The 11,478-nt window shown below is 58.6% G+C and carries 9 protein-coding genes; 4 read left to right on the forward strand and 5 right to left on the reverse strand.

Annotated features, from left to right (window positions below):
- The first annotated feature begins 612 nt into the window (after positions 1-612).
- Both IRZ24_RS10670 and IRZ24_RS10675 read left to right on the forward strand, forming a co-directional pair.
- Complete coding sequence (locus IRZ24_RS10670; protein WP_297163734.1) at positions 613-1,929, forward strand: serine/threonine-protein kinase; 1,317 nt, start codon at positions 613-615, stop codon at positions 1,927-1,929.
- A 152-nt stretch (positions 1,930-2,081) separates the two neighbouring features.
- Positions 2,082-2,804, forward strand: coding sequence for a cytochrome c biogenesis CcdA family protein (locus tag IRZ24_RS10675; RefSeq protein WP_297163735.1), 723 nt, complete (start codon positions 2,082-2,084; stop codon positions 2,802-2,804).
- Positions 2,805-3,178: 374 nt separating this feature from the next.
- On the opposite strand, the gene IRZ24_RS10680 is transcribed toward IRZ24_RS10675, so the two are convergent.
- On the reverse strand, positions 3,179-3,481 hold the full coding sequence (locus IRZ24_RS10680) for a zf-HC2 domain-containing protein (RefSeq protein WP_297163738.1): 303 nt from the start codon (positions 3,479-3,481) through the stop codon (positions 3,179-3,181).
- Positions 3,482-4,226: 745 nt separating this feature from the next.
- Between IRZ24_RS10680 and IRZ24_RS10685 the strand changes: the two genes are divergently transcribed.
- The gene (locus IRZ24_RS10685) at positions 4,227-5,024 is read left to right on the forward strand and encodes a sigma-70 family RNA polymerase sigma factor (protein WP_297163740.1); all 798 of its coding nucleotides are present in this window, start codon (positions 4,227-4,229) and stop codon (positions 5,022-5,024) included.
- Here the strand turns inward: IRZ24_RS10685 and IRZ24_RS10690 are convergent.
- The 4 genes from IRZ24_RS10690 to IRZ24_RS10705 all read right to left on the reverse strand — a co-directional run bounded on the left by IRZ24_RS10690 (position 5,005) and on the right by IRZ24_RS10705 (position 9,797).
- Positions 5,005-5,280, reverse strand: a complete 276-nt coding sequence (locus tag IRZ24_RS10690) for a MarR family transcriptional regulator (protein WP_297163741.1) — start codon at positions 5,278-5,280, stop codon at positions 5,005-5,007. The two genes, IRZ24_RS10685 and IRZ24_RS10690, sit on opposite strands and share 20 nt — an antisense overlap.
- A 217-nt stretch (positions 5,281-5,497) precedes the next feature.
- A complete protein-coding gene (locus IRZ24_RS10695) occupies positions 5,498-8,440 on the reverse strand; it encodes a HAMP domain-containing sensor histidine kinase (RefSeq protein ID WP_297163745.1) in 2,943 nt (980 codons plus the stop codon).
- Between the two features lie 37 nt (positions 8,441-8,477).
- Positions 8,478-9,524 carry a polyprenyl synthetase family protein gene (locus IRZ24_RS10700; RefSeq protein WP_297163748.1) on the reverse strand — a complete coding sequence of 349 codons (1,047 nt, stop codon included), beginning with the start codon at positions 9,522-9,524 and terminating at the stop codon, positions 8,478-8,480.
- A gap of 72 nt (positions 9,525-9,596) precedes the next feature.
- The gene (locus tag IRZ24_RS10705; protein ID WP_297163750.1) at positions 9,597-9,797 is read right to left on the reverse strand and encodes a hypothetical protein; all 201 of its coding nucleotides are present in this window, start codon (positions 9,795-9,797) and stop codon (positions 9,597-9,599) included.
- 556 nt (positions 9,798-10,353) lie between these two features.
- Here IRZ24_RS10705 and IRZ24_RS10710 point away from each other — a divergent pair.
- Positions 10,354-11,430, forward strand: a complete 1,077-nt coding sequence (locus tag IRZ24_RS10710; RefSeq protein ID WP_297163753.1) for a queuosine salvage family protein — start codon at positions 10,354-10,356, stop codon at positions 11,428-11,430.
- The last annotated feature ends 48 nt before the right edge of the window (positions 11,431-11,478 follow it).

Below are 11,478 nucleotides of genomic sequence, written 5' to 3' on the forward strand. Positions count from 1 at the left end.
GCAGGACAGGACAGGACAGGACAGGACAGGGCAGGACAGGAGAGGAACAGGCCCCTCGAGGCTATCGGCATGAGCACAACCATCCCCGAACCTGTCCTGCCCCCGTCTCTTCTCTACCCCAGCGTGCGCCCGTGCTGCCCCATCGTCGAGCCTCTCCCTTGAGACAAGAAGAAAGATAGGTGAATAGAAACAATTCTGTTGTTACACAACCAAACAGAGAGGACATGACTTTTGGGGCAGCTCTTCGCCTCGCTGTAGATGCATTCCCGTTGAAGAACGTAAATAATTATGTCGGTACCACCGCCATGCTCTGGCAGAGAGATGCCCGTCGCCGGCTGGGTCCAGTCGGCGGGCGTTTCTCTCAAGGCTGGTGGGCCAGGTTCTTTTCTTCTCTGACTTGCCGTCTGGCCATAGGTCGCACTGGTTGCGTCTCTCTCGTCCCTGGGCGATCACCAGGACCAGACTGGTAACCAGAGAGAGACCGGTCATTGCAGGAACGCAGAAATGGAGGGGGCACCGGCCTCCCGCCCGACCTTGGGCGCTGTCGCATGGCTTCGCGCTGAGCTGCCATGAGACTGCCCCGGTTGGAAGAGAGTCGGTGCGTTCACGCACATGAATGAACTGGCAGGACAGAGTCTGGGTGGCTACCTGTTGGAAGAAGAAATAGGGCGCGGTTCGATGGGGATGGTGTACCGCGGCAAGCAATTCGCGCTTGGCCGCGATGTCGCCATTAAGATTCTGCCTCATGCCCTGGCCAAAGACACGTCTTACGTTGCGCGCTTTATCCGCGAGGCCCGCATTATCGCTGGGCTGAACCATCCCAACATTGTGCAGATCTACGATGCGGGTGAGCAAAAGGGCGTACTCTATTTTGTGATGGAGTACGTGCAAGGGCCAACTTTGGGAAGCTTGCTCCGCTTGGATGGACAGATCCCCCAGCATCTGGCAGCCGAGTACGCGGCCCAGATTGCCGATGCGCTCGACTGTGCCTACAGCGAGCGAAATGTCATTCACCGCGATATCAAGCCAGAAAACCTGATGCTGGATCGTTGGGGGAAGATCAAGGTGATGGATTTCGGGCTGGCGCGTGCTCCAGGGCTGCAGCGCATTACCGTGGCGCGGACATTGGTGGGCAGTATCTATTACGCCTCCCCAGAACAGATCTGGGGGCAGCCATTAGATAATCGCAGCGATATCTATGCGCTCGGCGTGGTTCTCTACGAGATGGTGACGGGACAGCGTCCTTTCACTGGGCGCACCCTGCCAGAAGTGACCCAGGCGATCACCAGTGGTCAGCTTCGCCCGCCATCCTGGCTCAACCCCCAGCTAGCGCCGGGCCTGGAGCAGATTATCTTGAAAGCCCTGGCGCGCGACCGGACTCACCGCTATGAACAGGCACGTCAGATGGCACAAGAGCTGCGCGCCTTGAATCTGAAGGCTGAGGAACTACCACCGCTCCCAAGCGGAGGGCCACTCTCTCCTCTGCCTCCAACGAACCCACGCGCCTTCGTCGTGCAACCGCCGCGCCGACCACGCCTGGCAGAGTCACGTCCTTCATTCCATGAGTGGCGAGCCCAGCGCTCGGCTGCTCAGCCCTCCCCTGAGCAGCCCCCAGAGCGGCCTGAGCCATCAGAGCGAGGCACCGCCAGTGAACGGCGCCTCACGCCCACCCCCGGCTATGCCTCGCTGCCGGAGCAGCCTCGTGGAGGATCAGGAACTCTTATGACGGCGGGCGCGACCGCTTCCAGCCCCGAATTTGGGAGAGGAATGAGTGACCCAGATCTGCCGATGGCCGCCGATCCATCGGAAAAGGCTGGTCTCTGGCAACAGCTTCAGCGCTTGCTTGGACGCTCGGGAACAGGCAGAGGAGGAGGGCCAGAGCCTGGCCCCGCCATGCCATCCGGCGATGGCTATGCCCGCAGCGGTTAGCGAGGTCTGACCCGCTCTGTGGCTCGCTCTAGCTCTAGAGCTGACGTAGTCAGCGTCGCCTTGCAGACAGGCGCTTTCTTCGCTATACTACCAGCGATCGTTCGACGATCGCCACCCATCGAGTGCTTTGTCGCTTGAGGAGAAGACGTTCTATGGGATCGCAAGTGAGTATTGGTGTCGCCTTTCTGGCGGGACTTGCTTCCTTTCTCTCGCCTTGCGTCTTGCCTCTCGTGCCTATCTACCTGGCGCAGTTGGTGGGCGAGAGTGTCTATCAGGCAACTCGCGAGGGAGGTAGTCTGGCGGCACGTCTGACGACCTTCTTTCATGCCGCGCTCTTTGTGTTAGGCTTCACTGGCGCATTCGTAGCCCTAGGAGCAACGGCCAGCGCGCTCGGGGCCTTCCTGAGAGCCAATCAGCTCCTGCTGCGTGAGATCGGCGGCGTTCTCCTTGTCATTATTGGTCTTCATCTCACGGGTCTGTTTCAACTTCCGCTGCTCTCGCGGCAGAAACGCTTTGAGTTTCGCCCAACGCGTCCCGGCCCGCTGGCTTCGTTCATCATCGGGCTGGTCTTTGCTATCGGCTGGACTCCCTGCGTCGGGCTGATTTTAGGCAGCATTCTCGGTTTGGCTGCCGATGCCGCGACCTTGCGCCAGGGCGTTCTGCTGCTGCTCAGTTACTCATTGGGTCTGGGCCTCCCTTTCTTGTTGCTCGGGTTGGGCCTTAACCAAGTCAGCGTAGCGCTCAAGCTCCTCAAGCCACATCTGGGCAAGATCGAAGTGGCTACAGGGATCATTATGGTCTTAGCCGGCCTGGCCATCTTCTTTAACTTGCTGCCCGCCCTCAATCATTATTTTAACTGGGGTCTGAGCCTCTGAGCGCTGAAAGCATCTGTCACAGAGCTCCGCTTTGCTCTGCCCATATCAGGCGCTGCCATTCTCATGAGGGTCCAGCTCTACTAAGGGAAAGAAGATGAAGCCGGTGAGGAGACTACTCCTTCCTCCTCTTCTTCATGAGCGAGCGGGTAGGTAGGGGATCGCGACTGTCTCCGCGCCGGCTTACTTATCCCGCGTTAGGGGCCAGGTTCTCTAAGAGCGCACCCATCAGGGGGCACGCACCATCTTGGGTGAGCGCCGACAGACAGGCCAGATATCTAGAGCGTAAGACGGGGGGGGACGGAATAGCGCGGCTGTCTGCAGGGCTTAGTCTGTCTAACTCGCTGCTTGATCAGCGAGCCAACGAGCCAGCCTGCTCACTCAAAAAAGTCTTCCAGAGCGATATCTGCTTTCAGCTCCATCTCAAGCTCGGGATCAAGTTCCAACGGCTCACCAGGGGGTGTCTGCGCAATGCGCATCACAGCTTCGCGTAGATGAGCAGGGGCACGCTCAATGGTACAGCGTTCATGAATCAGCCTTCTGAGACGCTCATCAAAGCGAAAGCGGCTCTCACACTGCGAGCAGCAAGCCAGATGCTGCTGGACCGTGATAATCTCCTCGGCGCTGAGTTCCCGGTCAATATACAGATGGAGACGAGCTATCGCTTCAACGCAATTCATGGTTGTTCACTCGCTCTCTCTCCTGAAGTATCGAGGCTGGTTTTCTTATCTGTTCATTTTAACAGAGGGCAAGGGGATTTTCATTCCCCAGGGAATTGCTTCCTTGCTTTCCTGGGCTCCTGCCTGCGGTAGCTCACCTTCAGACGATAGCGCCCTGGGCCTGGGCCACAGCCAGCAGCAAGGCCAAAACGGTTGACCGGGCTGCCCTTTTCTGGTATGTTCTCCACAGGACAGAGAAAAATCTCGGTCGCAGCTCCAATCTGGTCCCCTCGACAGTTTCCCGCCAGATGAGCAAGCAAGGAAGAAAGGAGAGAGATAGGGGAAGAGGATAGGGCAGGGTAGCAGGCAGGGCAAGCCAAGGCAAGCACGCCAGCAGTGAGTGGGCCGTCCTGGGCTCTTGCTCTATCACAAAGGACTAGTTTGAGCAGCGATCTATCAGCTATACTAAAAGCAGCCTATTGTCCAGTGAGGTATCGTATGCTGCGGTTCCGTGCAGGGGAATATACTCGACAGGCGGGTTCTGCTTGGAAAAGGGGCCTCGTAGGGCTGTCGCCGCGATCAACGCAGCTACAGGCTATGTACGAGATCTCTGCACGGAGCAGCCCCTGAGGGACAGCACCAGCGGTGGTCTGCTTTGCTGCTGTTGCAGACTGATCGTGTTCCTGTCCCTGGCGCACACTCCATCGCAGCCGCGAGACAACGCAACTGTGGTCGTCCGGTTGAGAGAGGATAGAGGGAGATTTGCATGTCTGAACAGCCTATCACTTCTGTCAATACTCCAGCGAATACCGGAAGCGATGCAGCCAGGCCGAGGCCAGCGCTCCCCCGAGAGGACTTCACGGCAGGTGTCCTGGCCCAGCTTGACAGCCTCTATCGCACGGCACTACGGATGACCAATAATCCCCAAGAGGCCGAGGATCTGGTACAGGAAACCATGCTCAAAGCCTTTCGCTTCGCCCATACCTACCATCCTGGCACCAACCTCCGAGCCTGGCTGTTCCGTATCCTGAACACGACGGCAATCAATCACTACCGCCGCCAGTCAACCCACCCGGCGACCGCCTCGCTGCCCGAGGGAGAAGAGTTTTATCTGTACAATCGCATCAAAGATCTAGGTGGCAATGAAGTCACCGCCGGCGCCGAGGAAGAGGTACTCCAGCGCTACCTGGATGAGGATGTCTACAATGCCCTCATGGAACTGCCGCTGAACTTCCGCATGCCAGTGATTCTGGCCGACATCGAGGGCCTTTCCTATAAGGAGATTGCCGAGGCGCTGCAGATCCCTATTGGGACGGTTATGAGTCGCATCTCGCGGGCCCGTCGCCAGTTACAAAAATCTCTCTGGCGTTATGCTCAGGAGCGCGGCTATCTCAAGGCGGCTAGCCCGGCCAAGGCTGCAGAGGCCCCCAGGACAATGGAGAATTCAGAGCGTCCTCCCCTGTCTACCGCTGGCGAGTCAGCGGCAGCCGCCACGCCGGAGCCGATTCCGCCATCGGCCCCACCATCAGCTCCGGCAGACCAGGCTACGGATGAGAGTCCGTAGCCTCCGCTTGCAATAAGGCACGTGCAGCGCGTGTGATGGTGATATCTGCACAGCGGCGATCGAGGACATTATGAGTTCGCGTGACCAAACCTTTGCGCTCTAAACGAGTCAAGACTTTGGTGGCTGCCGCTGAACTGACACCCAGCAGAGCGGCTACCTCGCTCACTGACCAGTGATCCCGCTGAGCCAGATAGGTCAGCACCTCTAGCTGACGCGGCGTGATCGTGTACGAAGCTGCTCGGCGTAGTGGGTCCATGAGGATAGCGCTCCTTCTTGCTCATAGAATTCCGCATGAGGGTCCCTGGCGAGTGGAAGATTTCTCCCACAGGCTCTTTTCTCATAAGAGACGCTGCGGCGGAGCTATTCAGGTACTACCTCCCGTGAACACGTTGCCTCTCCTCCTGATCGTCCGATGAGGGTCGCCTGCCGCCATTGTTGACCGCAGCGCCTGGCCTGCTGCCCAGTGGACCAGCTCAACGGGCCAGTTCACGGCGCACACTGTGTGGCGTCTCGCACCTGGGCAGCGAAGTTGGAACATGCTGCAAGGTGAACGAAAAGGTGCTACCTTCGCCTGGTACACCGCTGCTCTCTACCCAGATTTTCCCTCCCATCGCTTTCACGAGCTGCTCGCTGATGTACAGCCCAAGTCCCGCTCCTCGCACTGGACTATTCATATCGCGATCAAGACGCACAAAGCGCTCAAAGAGATGCTTTTGAGCCTCGCGCGGCACCCCCAGACCGTAGTCGCGCACCGAGATCGTCACCCAGCGTTCCTCGACCTGACAAAAGATCTCAACGTCTGTGCCCGCCGGAGAATACTTGAGGGCATTGCTGAGGAGATTGAGAAGGACCTGGCGCAGGCGCAGCTCATCAGCTAGTACGTAGACGCCTGCTGGCACCTGAACACGCAAGGTATGTCTCTCGCGCTTGCTAAGGGCATCCAGAATATCCACCACATGCTCAACCGATCTGCGCAGCTCGACAGTCTCCAGTTTCAGGCGCTCGGCATCCATATGGACACGGCTGGCATCCATAATGTTGCTCACTAACAGGACCAGCTCATCACAGCCTCGGTGTGCCCGCGCGATAAAATCGTCACGTACTTCTGGAGAAAGATGCATATGATACTCCTTTAGTAGCTCGATATAACCGAGCACTGCGGTCAACGGAGTGCGTAGCTCATGGGAGGCAGTCATAATGAACTGATCCTTCAAGCGGTCGAGTTCTTTCTGCTGCTCATAAGCGGCGCGCAGCTCCAAGGTAATTTTGGCATTCTCCAACATAGTAGCGCATTGAGAAGAGAACATTTCCAGCATATGCTTCTCCTCACAGGAGAAGACATGAGCGCGCGCGTAGGTTAGCACCAGTACACCAAGATAACGCTGAGCACGTTTGAGAGGGAGCCAGGCAAAAGGGAAAGGAGGAGTTTGAGGTAAGCAAGGAGGAATATGAGGAGAGAGAGCGTGGTCGCGAGCAGGTCCTGGCCCCAGCCCCATATCATACCCCTCATAGAACCAGGGACGCCAGTCCTCCTCTTGGAGGGAGCTAAGCTGCTGGGCGGCGGAGAGGGGAGGACCTCCAGGCAGATACGCAACGCGGCGCAAGCAGGCCTCCTGCTCGTCATAGAGCCAGACCTCCGCCCCGGCGGAGCCAGCACGGGCGGCCACCTCTGCATAGTTGACCGCCACGTCTTCGATGGTCTCAATGGCGCTCATTGGCAGCGCATTCACACTGTAGAGCGCATTGAGCATAGCGGCATGGCGACTGGCCCGCGCTGAGAGACGAGCTGTTTCCAGCAGCGGTGTAAAGCGCGCCAGCATCAGCTCAATGGCCTCGAAATCGGGGCCAGCATAGGGCTGATGATCACCGCGCTCGCCCAGGACCAAGACGGCGATCAGGCGTCCCTGGGCCCGCACCGGGACCAACAAAGGATCGAGCTCTTGACGAGTGACAGCGGTCTGAAGGTAGCGCGCCAGGCCAATGGGATTGGCTCCTAAGGAGTGCTGCAACTCGCTCAGGCGCAGCGGAGAGCGAGCCTGCATTAAGCGCTCGACCAGCGGTGGCGTGAGCATCAGCCAGCTCTCCTCACTGAGGGCCTCCTCCGGCTCTGTTGGCAGTAGCCAGCGAAGCAGGCGTAGACGAACCTCATCGGCAGGTTCGGCATAGGATAGCGGCGGGCAAAGACGATAGTAGCCACTCTCATCATCGAGGACAAAGAGGCAGACCTCGCGTGTCTCAAAGACATTCATGGCCGCCGCACTCAGCACCTGCGCCACCTCATCAAGCGTGGCGCCTTCGCTCTCCAAAGGGTGAGGAGCCTCCAGCAAACGCCGATAATGGTACATCTCGCTAAAGAAGAGACGCTCTGTGAGAATGCGCGCCAGCCACCAGGTCAGCGGAGCCAGCACAGCCATAAGAGCAACCGTCAACAGTGTCCGCGCCGGCAGATCCGGTAGAGGAAGGATCAGAGAGAGGACCGCTACGGTGTAGGCCAGCATGACCAGACAGACCAGGCCAACAATCCAGGCCACCACACGCCGAATATAGCGATCCAAGACCAGAATCTGATAGCGCAAGATCGAATAGCCTAGTAACGGCGGTAAGAGGGCCAGCGGGAGGGTACTGAAGCGCGGATCAACGCGCAGCGGGATATGCAACCACCAGGGCAGGACATTCAAGAGCAGAAAGGGGGCAAAGGCCAGAATGACAGCGCCCATAAAGAGACGGCGCTGCTGCTGTTCGCGTAGTGTGGCCGTCCGCCGATAGAGATGAGCAATCGAGGTCAGAATCCCAGTCAGGGTCAGGAGATAGTAGGTATAGTCAACGAAATTCAGCCAGGCCAGGCGGGGGCTGGTTCCCCAGTCATAGAAGGCCAGATGACAGGTGACAAGTAAGCTCAACACTACTACTAGCCCAAGGTAGGCTGGAGCCAAGAACGAGAGCACAAGCAAACGTAGAAGATGTCCAAATGAACAGCAGACCCGGGCGGAAGCAGTTACGAAGGGCGGAGGAGCCAGCATATTCTGAGGAAAGAGCAAGAGCAGGGTGGTGAAGAGGAGGAGCGAAAGCGCGCTGCTCACGCCACCAATGACTGAGAGGAGCATATCGCCAACTGCGGCCCCCGTCTGCACCAGAAAGGTTATCATCATACAAGCGCAGAAACAGAGCAGGAGCAGCGCCACCCCTCGGCGATAAGCATAGAGCCAGACCAAAGCAGCGACCGCCAAAAAGAGCAGGGCAGCCAGGGCCGAGACGCCAAACTGGAGCAAAGCATAGGGCAGATAGGCAAGATGAGAGGCGCTGCGCGGGAAAAAGACCCAGGCGTCACTTCCCAGAAGTACAATATAGGCCAGGGCCAGTACCAGGATCGCCACCAGACGCCCCACTCTTGGGAACGAGCGTGTTGTCCTCGACATATCCTCCCTCTTGCTCGAATAGCTGAGATCCTCTCACTCATAAGCCCAATATGTGGAGTAATTCGGGCGGAAGAGGCTGGCACGCCTCAATCGCTTGCAGGCAGAGACGAGCGCGCTCGCGGTAGAGCAGGGAGATGCTCCAGGCAGCGGTGATAGCCTCAGCAAGCCGGGCGGAGAGCGCGGTAGGTATGGGACTCCCCTGCTGCAAGGCAAGTAGGGCATCTGGCGAGCAGCCACTGGCAGCAGCGAGCACCAGCGGAAGTGTCTTTTTGCCACGGCGAAGGTCTGACTTTGGCCGGGAGAGCGTCGGAGGGCAGGTCAGCATGGCATGGAGATCATGACAGTCGTTATCAAGCTGGCCCGCGATCCCCAACAGCTCCCCCAGACGGGAGAATTGATCACAGAGGGAGGGAGAAGCGCCAGCAGCCAGGGCACCGAGACGGCAGGCCAGCCGCATAAGAGAGCCAGCCTTTGCAGCCGCTAGGGCCAGACACTCCTCACGGCTGCAGGCAGCGAACGGTAGCGCCTCAGCAAGTAGGTCCTGTTGCTGGCCAGCCAGACAGGCTAGAGTGGCTGCTTGCAGCTCAGCCAAGAGGACAGGCGGCTCGGCGGCCGGCGGTCTGACGCTGGCAGAGGGGGCGAGAATAGCCCGCTGCGCGAGAGTCAACAGGGCAGCCGCCACGTTGATGGCTCGGGCCTCACCAATGGTCTGTAGCAATGGAGTCTGATCATCGTCGATCAGATCGTCAAAGATATCGATGGCACAGACCAGGCATTCGACCGCTAAGGCCGCCCCAGCGGCGTAGTCCGGCTTCTCTTCGGGGCGCAAGGCCAATGCGATCAGGAAGGTAAGCAAGGGCCACCTCCCTACCCGCAGCCCACCTGGACCCTGCCCCAGCAGGCCGCCGTCTAGCCCGGCTGCCCTCCAGGTGAGTAGCTTGCCCTCCTGATGTAGAGCCAGAGCTAGATCCTCACGCAGCGGCGCCGGAGCCTCCAGCAGGAAACGCTCCAGCCAGTCGCTGAGAAACATCAGCGCCTCACGCAAGACCTCTTCCCTGACCGTAGTCCGCCTGTCTTCGTTCATACTGCCCGACTCACCTCGCTCCCTCGTAACTCACTCTCCCTCTACGCTGTTGCCTCGCTTCCCACTCATGCATCAGGGATGCCACCACCACATAGGCGGCCCCAAGGAAGTCCCCAGAGCTAGATGCGGGATAAGCTTCTCAAGCACATTCAATACGAGAGGCTCAATGTGCTCTGATGCAGCTACACCCTTTAAATCATTAAAACATGCAAGACGAAATTCTTCATCGCTGTAGAGGCGATGGACGAGGTAACACAACTGCTGTTCTTCCACAGTACTCTCCTTCCCTCTCTTCAGTTTAGAGAGACTTCTCGTGAGAGCATGCCTTTGCATGCTCTGCGTGAGAGCATACCACATATCTAAATGAAATGCAAGAGCATATAATATATATATTTAGATGTATCTATGAACAAGTGGGCGAGGGGAGAAAGCGAATGCGAAGCGGCAGCATAAGGTCCCAACGCAATTGACGAATGGAGGCCTTGCCGTTAGAATCGGGGAGAGATCGCAGCTCGCACTCTCAGGCTTCAGCGAGGATGAGGGGGACTGCAGCATCAAGTGACTCTGAGCAGAGCGGATCTCGCTTGCACGCCGGCCCGTCCGCTGCGAGCGGCAGGGCAGCCAGGCGAAGGCCTCTCAAGAGAGGCCGCGGGCACCCGGCTGGACCACTCGCCTAAAGATCAGGCGCCGGCTGCCGAGCCGCTTCGAGCAAGCGCTTGTCAGCGCTACTGCCTGGGAGAAAGCAGGCATCCATAGTCACGTCATTGAGGCCTATCCTCAACGGGCCAGCGTTGGAAAGCGCAGGACCATAGGCAGACTCTGGAAGCAGATGGACCATTGGAATCAAAGCCTGGACCAAGAGGAACAGCTCCCGCCTGCTGGTGCGGACCCGCTGGGGGTCCTTAGCAGCACGCGCCGTGTGGTTGAGGAGGGTGAACATGTCTGGATTAATCACGAGCAGCTTCAGGCCCTCAGCGAGCGTTGGCCCGAGTTGATCGGCTCGGCACTTGGCCCTGGGGCAGGGGCTGCCCCGGTGCTCTCCACCACCTCTGTGCTGCCAGCAGGTTACGAACGTTATCATTTCTTTGATGGCAGTGAGCGCAGTGTTAACTGGATTCTCTTGCTCGATGCCCTTAATTTCTGTTTTTGGCCGGAGAAAGGACAGCCACGCTGGAGCATCACTTATCAGGGAGAGCACCTGAGTGGCTATTGGGCAGAGGCCGCAGCCTTGACACGGGCTGTGGCCGAGGGCCGACCCGTTTGGGATGCCACTTATCTGCGCGACATGAGCCGGGAAGAGCTGGCCCTGATCTTTCGTAGCGAAGACGGGGTAGAGATTCCGCTCTTCGAGGAGCGTTTGGCCAACGTTCATGAAGTCGGACGCGTGCTTCTGGAGCGCTTCAATGGGCAGTTTTCTCAGGCTATTGCCCAGGCGGGAGGCAGCGCGGTGCGCTTGGTACAGTTGCTGGCCGAGGCTTTTCCTTCCTTCCGCGATGTGGCCCTCTATCGCCAGCGCGAGGTCCGCTTTTTGAAGCGAGCTCAGATCTGCGTCGCAGATCTTCATGCGCTCTTCCGGGGCCAGAGCTGGGGCGCTTTCTCGGACCTTGAACAGCTAACGATCTTTGCTGACTATAAGCTGCCCCAGGTGCTCCGCCACTTCGGAGTGCTGGAGTATCATCCCTCGTTGGCAGAACAGATCGACCAGCAGGAGCCGATTCCTGCCGGGAGCGAGGAAGAGATCGAGATCCGTGCAACGACGGTCTGGGCCTGCGAGTTGTTGCGCCAGGCGCTGGTCGCCCGCGGTTTGTCTCTGAAGGCCATCGAGATCGATCAGCAGCTCTGGCTGCTCAGTCAGCGCTTACCCAATATGCGACCGTATCATCGCACTCGTACCATCTATTACTAGAAAGAGCCTTTTATCACAGGAGAGAGCACGTGGAATACAGGCCTAGAC

The organism is Thermogemmatispora sp. (assembly GCF_019683755.1).
GTDB lineage: Bacteria > Chloroflexota > Ktedonobacteria > Ktedonobacterales > Ktedonobacteraceae > Thermogemmatispora.

Coding starts and splice junctions, on each gene's coding strand:
- IRZ24_RS10670 (WP_297163734.1), top strand. CDS start 613: ATGAATGAACTGGCAGGACAGAGTCTGGGTGGCTACCTGTTGGAAGAA.
- IRZ24_RS10685 (WP_297163740.1), top strand. CDS start 4,227: ATGTCTGAACAGCCTATCACTTCTGTCAATACTCCAGCGAATACCGGA.
- IRZ24_RS10675 (WP_297163735.1), top strand. CDS start 2,082: ATGGGATCGCAAGTGAGTATTGGTGTCGCCTTTCTGGCGGGACTTGCT.
- IRZ24_RS10700 (WP_297163748.1), bottom strand. CDS start 9,524: ATGAACGAAGACAGGCGGACTACGGTCAGGGAAGAGGTCTTGCGTGAG.
- IRZ24_RS10695 (WP_297163745.1), bottom strand. CDS start 8,440: ATGTCGAGGACAACACGCTCGTTCCCAAGAGTGGGGCGTCTGGTGGCG.
- IRZ24_RS10710 (WP_297163753.1), top strand. CDS start 10,354: ATGGACCATTGGAATCAAAGCCTGGACCAAGAGGAACAGCTCCCGCCT.
- IRZ24_RS10690 (WP_297163741.1), bottom strand. CDS start 5,280: ATGGACCCACTACGCCGAGCAGCTTCGTACACGATCACGCCGCGTCAG.
- IRZ24_RS10680 (WP_297163738.1), bottom strand. CDS start 3,481: ATGAATTGCGTTGAAGCGATAGCTCGTCTCCATCTGTATATTGACCGG.